This is a genomic window from Bradyrhizobium yuanmingense (assembly GCF_025200905.1).
Lineage (GTDB): Bacteria > Pseudomonadota > Alphaproteobacteria > Rhizobiales > Xanthobacteraceae > Bradyrhizobium > Bradyrhizobium yuanmingense.
Window position 1 is genome coordinate 6499121 of record NZ_CP104173.1, and the last position, 12856, is coordinate 6511976.

Annotated in this window: 14 protein-coding genes; 9 read left to right on the forward strand and 5 right to left on the reverse strand. The window is 65.5% G+C overall.

Annotated elements, in window-relative coordinates:
• Window positions 1-85: 85 nt before the first annotated feature.
• Window positions 86-1369, forward strand: a complete 1284-nt coding sequence (locus N2605_RS30105) for a glycerate kinase type-2 family protein (RefSeq protein ID WP_225156737.1) — start codon at window positions 86-88, stop codon at window positions 1367-1369.
• 31 nt (window positions 1370-1400) lie between these two features.
• On the opposite strand, the gene N2605_RS30110 is transcribed toward N2605_RS30105, so the two are convergent.
• Window positions 1401-1922, reverse strand: a complete 522-nt coding sequence (locus N2605_RS30110; RefSeq protein ID WP_035997926.1) for a MarR family winged helix-turn-helix transcriptional regulator — start codon at window positions 1920-1922, stop codon at window positions 1401-1403.
• 173 nt (window positions 1923-2095) lie between these two features.
• Between N2605_RS30110 and N2605_RS30115 the strand changes: the two genes are divergently transcribed.
• Genes N2605_RS30115 through N2605_RS30125 form a run of 3 tightly spaced genes read left to right on the forward strand, consistent with a single transcriptional unit; the run spans window position 2096 to window position 5639 of the window.
• On the forward strand, window positions 2096-3136 hold the full coding sequence (locus tag N2605_RS30115) for a branched-chain amino acid ABC transporter permease (protein ID WP_260344384.1): 1041 nt from the start codon (window positions 2096-2098) through the stop codon (window positions 3134-3136).
• Between the two features lie 5 nt (window positions 3137-3141).
• Window positions 3142-4911, forward strand: a complete 1770-nt coding sequence (locus N2605_RS30120) for a branched-chain amino acid ABC transporter ATP-binding protein/permease (protein ID WP_128264314.1) — start codon at window positions 3142-3144, stop codon at window positions 4909-4911.
• On the forward strand, window positions 4908-5639 hold the full coding sequence (locus tag N2605_RS30125; RefSeq protein WP_260344387.1) for an ABC transporter ATP-binding protein: 732 nt from the start codon (window positions 4908-4910) through the stop codon (window positions 5637-5639). Before N2605_RS30120 ends, N2605_RS30125 begins: the two co-directional genes overlap by 4 nt.
• A gap of 206 nt (window positions 5640-5845) precedes the next feature.
• Here N2605_RS30125 and N2605_RS30130 read toward each other — a convergent pair whose 3' ends face one another.
• Window positions 5846-6454: a pyridoxamine 5'-phosphate oxidase family protein gene (locus N2605_RS30130; RefSeq protein WP_260344390.1), complete on the reverse strand. Its 609-nt coding sequence runs from the start codon at window positions 6452-6454 to the stop codon at window positions 5846-5848.
• Window positions 6455-6575: 121 nt separating this feature from the next.
• On the opposite strand from N2605_RS30130, the gene N2605_RS30135 reads away from it, so the two are divergent.
• Window positions 6576-7460 (forward strand): LysR family transcriptional regulator, encoded by an 885-nt coding sequence (locus N2605_RS30135; protein WP_035997918.1) that lies wholly within the window; start codon window positions 6576-6578, stop codon window positions 7458-7460.
• A 55-nt stretch (window positions 7461-7515) separates the two neighbouring features.
• Here N2605_RS30135 and N2605_RS30140 read toward each other — a convergent pair whose 3' ends face one another.
• Window positions 7516-7935, reverse strand: coding sequence for a PaaI family thioesterase (locus tag N2605_RS30140; protein ID WP_035997915.1), 420 nt, complete (start codon window positions 7933-7935; stop codon window positions 7516-7518).
• A gap of 414 nt (window positions 7936-8349) precedes the next feature.
• On the opposite strand from N2605_RS30140, the gene N2605_RS30145 reads away from it, so the two are divergent.
• From N2605_RS30145 to N2605_RS30160, 4 genes are all read left to right on the forward strand, one after another.
• Window positions 8350-9366, forward strand: a complete 1017-nt coding sequence (locus N2605_RS30145) for a TRAP transporter substrate-binding protein (protein WP_035997913.1) — start codon at window positions 8350-8352, stop codon at window positions 9364-9366.
• Between the two features lie 279 nt (window positions 9367-9645).
• Window positions 9646-10155, forward strand: a complete 510-nt coding sequence (locus N2605_RS30150) for a TRAP transporter small permease (protein ID WP_035997911.1) — start codon at window positions 9646-9648, stop codon at window positions 10153-10155.
• 2 nt (window positions 10156-10157) lie between these two features.
• On the forward strand, window positions 10158-11477 hold the full coding sequence (locus N2605_RS30155) for a TRAP transporter large permease (RefSeq protein ID WP_035997903.1): 1320 nt from the start codon (window positions 10158-10160) through the stop codon (window positions 11475-11477).
• Between the two features lie 203 nt (window positions 11478-11680).
• Entirely contained in the window at window positions 11681-12142 is a 462-nt protein-coding gene (locus N2605_RS30160; RefSeq protein WP_035997901.1) for a DUF3237 domain-containing protein, read from the forward strand.
• 83 nt (window positions 12143-12225) lie between these two features.
• On the opposite strand, the gene N2605_RS30165 is transcribed toward N2605_RS30160, so the two are convergent.
• Both N2605_RS30165 and N2605_RS30170 read right to left on the reverse strand, forming a co-directional pair.
• Window positions 12226-12432, reverse strand: a complete 207-nt coding sequence (locus N2605_RS30165; RefSeq protein WP_025033895.1) for a hypothetical protein — start codon at window positions 12430-12432, stop codon at window positions 12226-12228.
• A 119-nt stretch (window positions 12433-12551) separates the two neighbouring features.
• The gene (locus tag N2605_RS30170) at window positions 12552-12827 is read right to left on the reverse strand and encodes a YiaA/YiaB family inner membrane protein (protein ID WP_035997898.1); all 276 of its coding nucleotides are present in this window, start codon (window positions 12825-12827) and stop codon (window positions 12552-12554) included.
• Window positions 12828-12856 lie beyond the last annotated feature (29 nt).

Here is a 12856-nt window from a genome sequence, read left to right on the forward strand (position 1 = left end):
GGCGCTTACGCTTTGGCACACGATGCGGTAGGCAGATGGCGGCGACCTCCTCGCCGCCAGTCCAGTCTGCGCAAGGCCATTGTCCATGACCGACCGACGCCCCCTGCTCCGCGCGCTCTACGACGCGGCCGTCGCCGCCGCCCATCCCGAAATGGTGCTGGCCCCTCACCTGCGACCTGCGCCCAGGGGGCGCGTGATCTGCCTCGCGGCCGGCAAGGGCGCCGGCGCGATGGCCGCAGCCGCGGAGCGGCATTATCTCGATGCGCTGGGATTGGCGCCGGAGCGCCTCGTCGGCATCGCCACCACGCGCCACGGCTACGGCGTGCCGACGCGCAGCATTCGCGTGGTCGAGGCCGGTCATCCCGTGCCTGACGAAGCCGGCCTGAAGGGCGCGGCCGACACGCTCGCACTCGCGGGCGAGGCCGGGCCGGACGATCTCCTGCTGGTGCTGCTCACCGGCGGCGGCTCGGCCAACTGGATCGCGCCGGTGGACGGCATCAGCTTCGCGCAGAAGCAGGCGGTCAACAAGGCGCTGCTGCGCTCGGGCGCGCCGATCGGCGAGATGAACGTCGTGCGCAAGCACCTGTCGCGGATCAAGGGCGGCCGCCTCGCCCGCGCTGGCAGCAACGCCGCGGAGATCGTGACGCTCGCGATCTCCGACGTGCCGCATGACGATCCGTCCGCGATCGCCTCCGGCCCCACCGTGCCCGATCCGACCACGCTGGCGGATGCGCGCGCGATCGTGGCGAAATACAGGCTCGACATCGACGATGCGGTGCGCCGCGCGCTCGACGATCCCAACAACGAGAGCTGCAAGCCGGGCGACGCCGCCTTTGCGCGCGCCTCGTTCGAGCTGATCGCGCGGCCCAAGCAGTCGCTGGACGCCGCGGTCAAGCTCGCGCGCGAGGCCGGCTACGAGACCATCGATCTCGGCGCCGATCTCGAAGGCGAGGCGCGCGAGGTCGCCGCCGATCACGCCAGGCTGGCGCTTCAGGCACGCAGCCAGGGCAAGCGCGTCGCGATTCTCTCCGGCGGCGAGCTCACGGTCACCGTGCGCGGCAACGGGCGCGGCGGGCCGAACCAGGAATACGCGCTGGCCCTGGCCTCGCTCTTGAAGGACACTTCCGGCATCGCGGCGCTGGCCGGCGACACCGACGGCGCCGATGGCGGCGCCGGCCACCCGACCGACCCCGCCGGCGCGCTGATAGATGCGGCGACGTTCGCGAAGATGAAGGCGCTGGGGCTCGAGCCGCAGGCCTATCTCGCCAACAACGACGCCACCACGTTTTTCGAGGCGACCGGCGACCTGCTACAGCCTGGACCGACGCTGACCAACGTGAACGACATCAGGGTGATTTTGGTGGATTGACGTTCGCTTACCCTCCCCTGGAGGGTAAGAGTCAAAACTCGTTGGCGATCTTCGCGAGCATCTCGATCAGGGCTTCGCGGTTGGCCTGGCCGAGCAAGTCGTTCAGCCGGGCCTCGTGCTTGGTGGCGACGAGCTTCTTGGCGCGCGCCAGCACGGCCTTGCCCTTGTCGGTCAAGACCAGGATGTGCGAGCGCCGGTCGTTGGTGGAGCGGATCCGCGCACAGAGGTCGCGGCTCTCCAGATTGTCGAGCATGGCTACGAAGTTCGGCCTGAGGATGCCGAGCGTGGAGGCGATCTCGGTCTGGTTACGGCCGGGGTTTTTCTCGACCAGGAGCAGCACCGAGAACTGCGCCGGCGTCAGCTGGAGCGAGGCCATGCAGCGCAGGAAATTCTCGAACACCTTGAGCTGCGCACGTTTCAGGACATAGCCGAGCTGCTCGGAAAGCTCGCCGAGCTGGAGGGCCTCCGCCTGCGGCTCGCCTGCCTCCTTGCGGCCCTTGGCCGCGTCGGCCGGCTTGTCGGAGGACTTTTCAGCGGTTTTGGAAACGGTCATCGCCTCGTGCTCGTAATCCCGCTAAATTCCGGGGCGGGTCGTTCCCACCCTTGAAGTTATATTTGATAATTGTTATGGACCATACCAAATATCGCCTGCGTTTTTCAATGGCTGTGAGCGGACCGTCCACCGCAATCGAGGGGACCGGTCCGGATTAGGGGGAGCGTCCGGTCTTGAATACCACCATCATGCTGTTCCTGGTGCAGGACGGCATCACCAATGGCGCGATCTATGCGCTGCTCGGCCTGGCGCTGGTGCTGGTGTTCGCCGTCACCCGCGTCATCCTCATTCCCCAGGGCGAATTCGTCACCTACGGCGCGCTGACCTATGCCTCGCTGGCCGCCGGCCAGATGCCGGGCACGGCAAAGCTGGCGCTGGCGCTCGGCATCGGCGCCTTCGTCTTCGACCTGTTCGTGGCGCGCAAGGCGCTGCACGGACAGCTGGTCGTCCGCAGCTTCATCGCCAACGTCGTGCTGCCGGCGATCGTGCTGGCGCTGACCCTGTCGCTCGCGGCGCAGAAGCCGCCGGTCGCGGTCTGCATCGCGCTGTCGCTGGTGATCGTGGCGATGATCGGCCTCTATCTCTACCGCATCGCCTTCCAGCCGCTGGCGCACACCTCGGTGCTGGTGCTGCTGATCGCCTCGGTCGGCGTCCATCTCGCGCTGCAGGGACTTGGCCTGTTGTTCTTCGGCGCCGAAGGCCAGCGCGGGCCTGCCGTGCTGTCCGGCGCCTTCACCGCCGGCGCATTGCGCTTCACCGGCCAGAGCATCACCGTCTATGCCATCACCATCGCCTTCATCGTCGCCCTCTGGCTGTTCTTCGGCCTGACGCTCTACGGCAAGGCGCTGCGCGCGACCGCGGTCAACCGGCTTGGGGCGCGGCTTGCCGGCATCCGCACCACGCTGTCGGGCCAGATCGCCTTCCTGCTGGCTTCCGTGATCGGCGCACTCTCCGGCATCCTGATCGTGCCGATCACGACACTGTATTACGACTCCGGCTTCCTGATCGGGCTGAAGGGCTTCGTTGCCGCGATCATCGGCGGCCTCGTCAGCTATCCCCTCACCGCCGTCGCGGCGCTGGTGGTCGGCATCGTCGAGGCGTTCTCGTCCTTCTATGCCTCCAACTACAAGGAGGTGATCGTCTTCATGCTGCTGATCCCCGTGCTGCTGCTGCGCTCGCTCGCCGCGCCCGCGGTCGAGGAAGAGAAGGACTGAGCCCGATGCAGAGCCGGCTTCCCATCCTCGTCTTCGCGATCCTCATGGCGGCGATCCCGCTCATCCCGGGCGTGCCCCCGTTCTGGATCGTGCTGCTCGACAATATCGGCCTTGCCGCGCTGGTCGCGATGGGCCTCGTGCTGCTGACCGGCGTCGGCGGCCTCACCTCGTTCGGGCAGGCCGCCTTCGTCGGTTTCGGTGCCTACACCACCGCCGTGCTGACGACGGCCTATGGCCTGTCGCCCTGGCTGACGCTGCCGCTGTCGCTCGTGGTCAGCGGCTCGCTCGCGGTGCTGCTGGGGCTAATCACCGTGCGCCTCTCGGGGCATTATCTGCCGCTCGGCACGCTCGCCTGGGGGCTCGGGCTGTTCTACCTGTTCAGCAAGCTGGAGTTTCTCGGACGCAACGACGGCATCTCGGCGATCCCGCCGCTGTCGATCGGTGCCTTCAAGATGCTCTCGCCCGGCTCGATCTATTACGCGATCTGGGTCGCCGTGATCCTCTCGGCCCTGCTGACGATGAACCTCTTGGACTCCCGCACCGGCCGTGCCATCCGCGCGCTGCGCCGCGGCCATGTCGCCGCCGAAGCGTTCGGCGTCCACACGCCGCGGGCAAAGCTGCTGGTGTTCATCCACGCCGCGGTGCTCGCCGGCCTGTCCGGGTGGCTCTACGCCCATCTCCAGCGCGCCGTGAACCCGACGCCGTTCGGCGCGCATATGGGCATCGAATATCTCTTCATCGCAGTGGTCGGCGGCGCCGGCTATGTCTGGGGCGGCGTGCTGGGCGCGGCGATCGTCGTGATCCTGAAAGAGGTGCTGCAGAGCTATCTGCCGCTGATCCTGCCGGGCTCCGGCCAGGTCGAGACCATCGTGTTCGGCATCATGCTGGTGGCGCTGCTGCAGCTTGCGCCCGGCGGCCTCTGGCCCTGGCTGATGTCGTTCTTCCCCGAGCGCACCGACGGCAGGAAGCCGGACACCTCGCTGAAGCTGGAGCATCGCACCCGCGCGCCCGCCGAGACCGGCGTCCTGCTTCAGGTCGAGAAGGCGCGAAAGCAGTTTGGCGGCGTGGTCGCGGTGAACAACGTGTCCTTCGACGTGCAGGCCCGCGAGATCGTCGCGCTGATCGGCCCGAACGGCGCCGGCAAGAGCACGACCTTCAACCTGATCACCGGCGTGCTGTCGGCAACCTCGGGCTCGATCTCGGTGCTCGGCAGGAAGGTCGACAACGCGCCGCCGCAGGAGATCGTCAAGCTCGGTATCAGCAGGACCTTCCAGCACGTCAAGCTCGTCCCCGACATGACCGTGCTGGAGAACGTCGCGATTGGCGCACATTTGCGCGGCCATTCCGGCCCAATCTCCTCGATGCTGCGGCTCGACCGCGCTGACGAGGCCAAGCTGCTCGCCGAGGCCGCCCGCCAGATCGAGCGCGTCGGCCTCGCCGAGCAGATGCACCAGCTGGCAGGCTCGCTCTCGCTCGGCCAGCAGCGCATCGTCGAGATCGCCCGCGCGCTCTGCGTCGATCCGATGCTGCTGCTGCTCGACGAGCCGGCAGCCGGACTGCGCCACATGGAAAAGCAGCGGCTGGCAACACTGCTCCGCGAGCTGCGCGACGGCGGGATGTCCGTCCTTTTGGTCGAGCACGACATGGGCTTCGTGATGAACCTTGCCGACCGCATCGTGGTGCTCGATTTCGGCACCAAGATCGCGGAAGGCACGCCGGCGACGATCAAGACCAATCCCGAAGTGATCAAGGCCTATCTCGGAGTGGCGGCATGAGCACGCTGTTGTCCGTCACCGACGCGCATGTCGCCTATGGCAAGGTCGAGGCGGTGCGTTCGGTCTCGCTCGAGGTCGGCAGCAACGAGATCGTCACCATCGTCGGCGCCAACGGCGCCGGCAAGACCACGCTGCTCTCGGCCATCATGGGAATCCTGCCGCTGAAGGGCCGCGTCGCCTTTGCCGGGCAGGATCTCGCCCGCCTCGACATCGAGGACCGTGTCGCGATGGGCCTCGGTCTCGTTCCCGAGCATCGCGAATTGTTCGTGACCATGAATGTCGAGGACAATCTCGAGTTGGGCGCGTTCCGGATCGAGCGCAGCAAGGCCAAAGCCTCGATGGAGCGGGTCTATGCGCTGTTTCCGCGGCTCAAGGAGCGGCGCAAGCAGCTCGCCGGCACGCTCTCCGGCGGCGAGCAGCAGATGCTCGCGATGGGCCGCGCGCTGATGGGCGAGCCGAAGCTCTTGATGCTGGACGAGCCGAGCCTGGGCCTGGCCCCGATCATCGTCGCCGACATCTTCCGTATCGTCACCGAGCTCCGCGCCGCCGGGGTCTCCGTGCTGCTGGTCGAGCAGAACGCGCAGGCCGCGCTGAAGATCGCGGACCACGCCTACGTCATGGAGCTCGGCGAGTTCGTGCTCAGCGGCAAGGCCAGCGACATCGCCGCCAACGAACGGGTGGCCGCGAGCTATCTCGGCTTCCAGCACGAAGGCGAGAGTGTGATTTAGCGATTCAGCGCTCTTCTTCCCTCCCCTTGTGGGAGAAGGTGGCGCGAAGCGCCGGATGAGGGGTTCTCTCCGCGCGTGAGACCGTCCGAGAGGACAGAACCCCTCACCCGGCTTCGATGCTTCGCATCGAATCCACCCTCTCCCACAAGGGGAGAGGGTGCACCGCGCAGCCTGCTTCAGCTTTCGTTAGAGGCTAAGCTCGCCGCCTACCCCTTCAGCGCCGCAACCTCCGCTTCCAGCTCTGCGATCCGCTGATCCCTCGCGGCGAGCGCGGCCGCGACATCGGCTGCATCAAACTTCTGCGGGATGTGCTGCGGACAGTTGGTGTCCCAGGCCGCGATCTTGAACAGGATCACTTGCTCGGGCCGGGCGCGGTAGCCTTTCGGCATCAGCGACGCGGTCAGGGCTTCGTCGTCCTCGACCACGCGCGCCTCGCCCCAGATCTTCACCCGGCGGCGGTGGGCGTAGTCCATCACGAAGATGTAGGCCTTGGGATTCTCCGAGAGATTTCCTTGCGTGATGAACTGCTGGTTGCCGGCGTAATCGGCGAAGGCGAGCGTCTGCTTGTCCAGCACCTTGAGAAAGCCCTTCGGGCCGCCGCGGTGCTGGATGTAGGGCTGGCCGTCGGCTGAAGTCGTGGCGAAATAGAAGCTGTTGGCGTCGGCCAGGAACGCGGCGAGATTGTCGTCGACCTCGGTGCGCCAGCCGCGCTGCTCGCTGCGCGCATAGGCCTCGCGCGAGCCCTTGCGCGCCTGGATCGTCTTCACCGCCGGCGAAAAGGCCACGTCGCTGGCATAGGTGTGAACTGCCGTCATCGGAACATCTCCTGAAATTCCGGCGCATTGCTGCGTCTTCCGCGCCTAATCTGGACCTTTCGGCGTCTAAAACAATTGAGCAGCTTGACACTTCATCATTGCGATTTATGCAATAATGTCCATGGACCGCCTGGAAGCCATGCACGTCTTCGTCACGGTCGCCGACCTGCGCGGCTTCGCGCCGGCCGCGCGCAAACTGCGGCTGTCGCCGTCGGCGGTGACGCGGATGATCGCGGCGCTGGAGGAGCATCTCGGCGCGCGGCTGCTGCAGCGGACCACGCGGCAGGTGGCGCTGACCGACGTCGGCACGCGCTATTTGGAGCGCGCGCGGCGCATCCTCGCCGACGTCGAGGAGGCTGACGGCTCGGCGCGGGAGGAGCGCAATCGGCCGAGCGGGCGTCTCGTCGTGTCCGCGCCGGTCGGCTTCGGCCGGCTGCATGTCGGGCCTCTCATGACCGCCTATCTCAAGCGCTATCCCGAGGTCGCCGCCGAACTCAGGCTGTCCGACCATCTCGTCAACCTCGTCGAGGACGCCGTCGATGCCGCGGTGCGGATCGGCCATCTCGCCGATTCCTCGCTTGTGGCGCGCCAGGTCGGCGAGATGCGGCGGATCGTGGTGGCCGCGCCCGGTTATCTCAAGCGCAACGGCGAGCCGAAGACGCCGGAAGCGCTCGCCACGCACCAGACCATCCAGTTCGGCCCCTGGTCCGAATGGCGTTTCCTGCGCGACGGCCGCGATATCGGGCTGCCGCTGTCGCCTCGCTTCATCAGCAACAGCGCCGACGCCGCCCTGCAATATGCCGAGGCCGGCGGCGGCGTGACGCGGGTGCTGGCCTATCAGGCCGCCGAGGGCCTGAAGCGCGGGCGCCTGAAGATCGTACTGGCGCAATACGAGCAGCCGGCGCTGCCGATCCACATCGTCTACCCGACCTCGCGCCTGCTCTCGGCCAAGGTGCGCGCGTTCGTCGACCTCGTGGTGGAGACGGCGGAGTGGAGGTTTGGGTGATCTTTTCCGTCATGGCCGGGCTTGCCCCGGGCATGACGACGGAGAGAGTTGGGCCTCACCCCTTCTTCGGCACTACCCGAAACGTGCCGCTGGCCCGCGCGATCACGGCGTCGTCCGCCTTCACCAGGCACTGCGCGAAGCAGATCGTGTTCCCGGTCTTGATCGCCTCGCCCTCGACCGCCAGCCATTGGCCGATCTCGGCGGCGCCGACATAGTCGACCGACAGCGAGATGGTGACGAATGACGTGGTCCAGCCCGTCGCCTGGGCGCAGCTGTAGCCCATGGCGGCGTCAGCGAGCGCCGCGATCAGCCCGCCATGGATCAATCCGCGGGCGTTGGTGTGCGGCGTCGCCAGGCGCAGTCCGACGGTGACGCCCTTATCGGTCTTCTTCGAATAGAGCGGCTCCCAGGGATCGGTCAGCGGCGCTTTGCGGAAATGTGGCTCGTAGCCGGCGGGGATGTCGGTGCGGGTCATGGCGGTCTCGCTTCATTGCCTCGGCTGCATTGGAAGCGAATGACGCGAGGAATGCATCACCTACAAAGCTTTAAACGGAATTTGTGCAGATGTTTGAAACGAGCCCCGCCATCGCCGCAACGGCCGACGATTGCGACCTTTGTCCGCAATACATGCTGCTTCCGATCCTGTTAGGCTTTGACCGCAGCCTGCTTGTGGCAAAGGCTCGCAGGCGATAATTATACCATATAACGTTTGCGCAAAGGGAGAGCGGTGGTCGCCCGAGCAGCGACAAATCCATGCAACATGACTGACGTAGATGGCGCGACACGGCGGGCCTCAGTTCCGGCTTGAACGCGCCGGCGAATTAGATAACATGTTAATTAACGAGACCGGGCCAACGAAGCCCGCCGTCGCAAAAGGGAGAGACGCGTGATGAGGAAAGCCTGTCTGGCCTTGCTGCTGGCAGCAAGCGTGAGCCCCGCGCTCGCGCAGGACAAGACATTTGACCTGAAGGTCTCGCACTGGGTGCCGGCATCGCATCCGCTGCAGAAATCGCTGGAAGACTGGGTGGCTGCGGTGAACAAGGATTCCGGCGGCACCATTACCGGCAAGGTGTTTCCGGCCCAGCAGCTCGGCAAGGCCTTCGACCATTACGACATGGCGCGCGACGGCATCGCCGACGTCACCTATGTCAATCCCGGCTACCAGCCCGGCCGCTTCCCGATCATCGGCGCCGGGGAATTGCCGTTCCTGATCTCGGATGCCAAGGGCGGCTCGATGGGGCTCGACGCGTGGTATCGCAAATATGCCGAGAAGGAGATGAAGGACGTCAAATACTGCCTCGCCTTCGTCCACTCGCCCTCCTCGTTCCATTCCCGCACCAAGAAGATCGTCAACCCCGAGGACGTGAAGGGCATGAAGATCCGCCCGGCGCACGCTACCATGGCGAACTTCGTCACCTCGCTTGGCGGCACCAATGTGCAGTCCTCGGCGCCGGAAGTGCGCGACATCATCGAGCGCGGCGTCGCCGACGGCGTCACCTTCCCCTGGGGCTCACTGGTGCTGTTCGGCATCGACAAGGTGACCAAATACGACATGGAGGCGCCGCTCTACACCACGACCTTCGTGTTCGTGATCAACAAGGACAAGTACAATGCGATGTCCGACAAGCAGAAGGCCGCGATCGACAAGAACTGCACGGTCGAGATGGCAGGCGCGGTCGGCGAGCATTGGGGCAAGTTCGAGGACGCCGGCATCGCCAAGGTGAAGGCGGAATCCAACCATGAGGTCTACAAGCTGACGCCCGAGCAGATCGCCGCCTGGAAGAAGGCCGCCGAGCCGCTGGTCAAGACCTGGGGCGACGGCGCCAAGAAGGCCGGCGCCGAACCGGATGCGGCGCTCGCGGAGCTCAAAGCCTCGCTGAAGAAATACAACGCGCTGGCGGAGTGACGGCGGTGGCGAAGGAAACGCGGCGGCGGGATTGGTCCTGCCGCCGTTGCCTTGCAAGCTGAGAGCAGGTGAGGAGCGCACCGTGTCTCTTCCCCCTCTCCCCGCTTGCGGGGAGAGGGTTGGGGTGAGGGGGAGTCTCCGCAGGACGGTGACAATTGGACTCGTGGATAGTCCCCCTCACCCGCCACGCTTCGCGTGTCGGCCTCTCCCCGCAAGCGGGAGAGGCGAAGTGCCGTCGCCAGAGCCGAGAATGAGAATAGCAGTGCTTAGGAAACACCCATGAAGCGCTCCTGGATGGATCGCGTGATCGACTCGATCGAATGGATCGCGGCCGGCTTCGTCGGCATCGTCGCGCTCGACATCTTCCTGTCGGTGCTCTTGCGCAACACGCTGAACTATTCGATCCCCGACAGCTTCGACATCGGCCGAATGCTGCTCGGCATCCTCATTTTCTGGGGCATCGCGGCAACCTCCTATCGCGGCACCCACATCACCGTCGACCTGGTCTGGGGCAATGTCGGGCCGCGCCATCAGCGCTGGATCGACGTGTTCGCGACCCTGGTGCTGCTGTTCGTCGTCACCGTGCAGACCTGGACGCTGTTCGACAAGGTCCGGCTGACCTACAACGACAACGTTCAGACCTTCGACCTGCACATGCCGACATGGCCGTTCTTCCTCGTCGCGTGGATCGGTGACGTCTGCGCCGTGCTGCTGATCGCGATCCGCACGTACCGGCTGATCTTCCACCCCGAAGACATGCATGAACCCAAGATCAAGGTGACGGAGTAACCATGAGTACCGACGCCGTCGCCGTCATCGGCTTCGTCGCCCTGTTCGCCCTGATGCTGCTGCGCGTGCCGGTCGGCATGGCCATGGGCCTCGTCGGCGTGTGCGGCTTCAGCTATCTCGTGGGCTCGACACCGGCCCTGAAGATGGTCGGTCAGGTCACCATGCGCACCGTGACCGACTACACCTTCGGCGTCATCCCGATGTTCCTGCTGATGGGCTCCTTCGTCAGCAATTCCGGCATGAGCCGCGAGCTATTCCGCGCCGCCAACGGTTTCGTCGGACATTTGCGCGGCGGACTCGGCATTGCCACCGTCGGCGCCTGCGGCGGCTTTGCCGCAATCTGCGGCTCCTCGGTCGCGACCGCCGCGACCTTCTCCGCCGTCGCCTATCCCGAGATGCGGCGCTTCGGCTATCCGCAATCCTTCGCCACCGGCGTGATCGCGGCCGGCGGCACCCTGGGCGCGATGCTGCCGCCCTCCACCGTGCTCGCCGTCTACGGCATCATCACCGAGCAGGACATCGGCAAGCTGTTCATCGCCGGCATCATCCCGGGCCTGCTCGCGATGACCATGTACATGATCACGATCTCCCTGATCGGCTATTTCCGCCCCGAGTTCCTGCCCAAGGGCAAGGTGACGCCGTGGCGCGAGCGCTTTGCCGGATTGAAGGAGATCTGGGCACCGGTGCTGCTGTTCATCTTCGTCATCGGCGGCCTCTACGGCCTGCCCTTCCTGCCGCGCTTCACGCCAACCGAGGCCGGCGGCGTCGGCGCGACCGGGGCCTTCATCATCGGCGTGCTGACCGGCCGGCTCGACCGCGAGAAGGTGCTGGCCTCGCTGCTGCAGGCGACGCGCACCGCGGCTGCGGTGTTCACCGTGCTGATCGGCGCGCTGATCTTCGGCTATTTCCTCACGGTGACGCAGACGCCGCAGAAGGTGACGGAATTCCTCACCGGGCTCGGCCTCGGCCCCTACGGCGTGCTGGCGCTGATCATGGTGATGTATCTCGTGCTCGGCTGCCTGATGGATGCCATGGCGATGATCATCCTGACCGTGCCGATCATCTTCCCGGTGATCATGCATCTGGGGTTCGATCCGATCTGGTTCGGCATCATCATCGTCGTGACCGTCGAGCTCGGCCTGATCACTCCGCCCGTGGGCATGAACGTCTTCGTCATAAAAAGCGTGGTGAAGGACGTCTCCTTCTCCACCATCTTCAAGGGCGTAAGCCCGTTCGTGGCAACGGACCTCGTGCGCCTCGTGATCCTGATCGCCTTCCCGCTGCTGGCAACCTGGCTGCCGACGCGGATGATGGCGCATTAGAGGTGACAAGATTGAATGCCGCACGGCGTGGCTGCTTCCCCTCTCCCCTTGTGGGAGAGGGTGGCTCGCCGCGATAGCGGCGAGACGGGTGAGGGATCTCTCTCCGCGAGCACGCTTGTGGAGATAGACCCTTCATCCGGCGCTTCGCGCCACCTTCTCCCACAAGGGGAGAAGGGAAGGCTCGTCGATAATTGGAGGCAGAGATGACCACCCCGACCCTCGAAACAAGATACGTTTTCACCATCACCGCGCGGATCGGCGACGTCGTGACCGCGGGCGAGACCGGGATCGGCGTCCGCCGCATCATTCCGATCATCGGCGGCGAGGTGACGGGCGCGGTCAGCGGAAAGGTGCTCCCCTTCGGCGCCGATTTCCAGACCATCCGGCCCAACGAGTTGATCGATCTCGAAGCGAAATACGCCTTCGAGACCGACGACGGTGCGACCGTCTACGTCGAGAACAAGGGTATGCGCTTCGGCCCGGTCGAGCTGTTGCACAAGCTCAAGCGCGGCGAGCCGGTCGATCCGAAGCTGATCTATTTCCGCACCGTGCCGAAGTTCGAGACCGGGCACGAGACATACCGCTGGCTGATGGAGCACATCTTCGTGGCGTCAGCGGCGCGCCATGCGGATCGCGTCGTGATCGACGTGCATCAGGTGATGTGAGGGAGAGGCCGTAGGGCCCTCACCCGGATCGCGGCAGACGATGCTGCGCATCGCCGAAGCGACCCGGGTAGAGGCGAAGACGCCTACAACGTCTCTTGCTTATGCCCGCAGTTCTTGCAGGCGAACTTGACGCGGGTCTGGCCCTTCTCCGCCTGCACCCGGTTCGGCGCTCCGCACTTGCCGCAGACAGCCTCGATGCGGGTCGTGCCCTGCTTGACCACGATGGTCTTCTTTTCCATCGATTCGCGGATCAGGCGCTCGGCCTCCTCGCGCAGGGATTGTTTCGACAAAGCTCGTCTCCGCCTCTGGAAAGCGCGAGAGCCATATCGCACCTGCACGCGAAGCACAATGCACCCTGCCTGCCGCGCGCGCCCCTGTCGCCCCAGAGCGCGCGCTGCGACCGTTCGCCTTACGCCGCCTTGGAGACCTCCATCAGCAGCCGCTCGGCCTTGGCATCCTCGATGCGGTTCACGAGGCGGCTGCTCTCATGATTGTCGCGCACGGTCTTGGTCAGGGTGACGCAGGTCTGGATCATCATCACGATGCCCATGGTGAGATAACCCTTCATCCAGAGGTCGATCGGCAGGAAGAAGATGCCGATGGCGACGAGGAAGGCGGAAGCTGCGAAGGACGCGTAGGTGAAGCTCACCCAGGCGCCGCTGTGGGGCTGGCCATTCTGGTTCATGATGGTCTCCTGTCGATTGGAATGATGAT

What these genes read in the sequence shown, in the direction of transcription:
- N2605_RS30125 (WP_260344387.1), top strand. Translation starts at nt 4,908, where the DNA reads ATGAGCACGCTGTTGTCCGTCACCGACGCGCATGTCGCCTATGGCAAG.
- N2605_RS30105 (WP_225156737.1), top strand. Translation starts at nt 86, where the DNA reads ATGACCGACCGACGCCCCCTGCTCCGCGCGCTCTACGACGCGGCCGTC.
- N2605_RS30135 (WP_035997918.1), top strand. Translation starts at nt 6,576, where the DNA reads ATGGACCGCCTGGAAGCCATGCACGTCTTCGTCACGGTCGCCGACCTG.
- N2605_RS30130 (WP_260344390.1), bottom strand. Translation starts at nt 6,454, where the DNA reads ATGACGGCAGTTCACACCTATGCCAGCGACGTGGCCTTTTCGCCGGCG.
- N2605_RS30155 (WP_035997903.1), top strand. Translation starts at nt 10,158, where the DNA reads ATGAGTACCGACGCCGTCGCCGTCATCGGCTTCGTCGCCCTGTTCGCC.
- N2605_RS30160 (WP_035997901.1), top strand. Translation starts at nt 11,681, where the DNA reads ATGACCACCCCGACCCTCGAAACAAGATACGTTTTCACCATCACCGCG.
- N2605_RS30140 (WP_035997915.1), bottom strand. Translation starts at nt 7,935, where the DNA reads ATGACCCGCACCGACATCCCCGCCGGCTACGAGCCACATTTCCGCAAA.
- N2605_RS30150 (WP_035997911.1), top strand. Translation starts at nt 9,646, where the DNA reads ATGAAGCGCTCCTGGATGGATCGCGTGATCGACTCGATCGAATGGATC.
- N2605_RS30120 (WP_128264314.1), top strand. Translation starts at nt 3,142, where the DNA reads ATGCAGAGCCGGCTTCCCATCCTCGTCTTCGCGATCCTCATGGCGGCG.
- N2605_RS30145 (WP_035997913.1), top strand. Translation starts at nt 8,350, where the DNA reads ATGAGGAAAGCCTGTCTGGCCTTGCTGCTGGCAGCAAGCGTGAGCCCC.
- N2605_RS30170 (WP_035997898.1), bottom strand. Translation starts at nt 12,827, where the DNA reads ATGAACCAGAATGGCCAGCCCCACAGCGGCGCCTGGGTGAGCTTCACC.
- N2605_RS30110 (WP_035997926.1), bottom strand. Translation starts at nt 1,922, where the DNA reads ATGACCGTTTCCAAAACCGCTGAAAAGTCCTCCGACAAGCCGGCCGAC.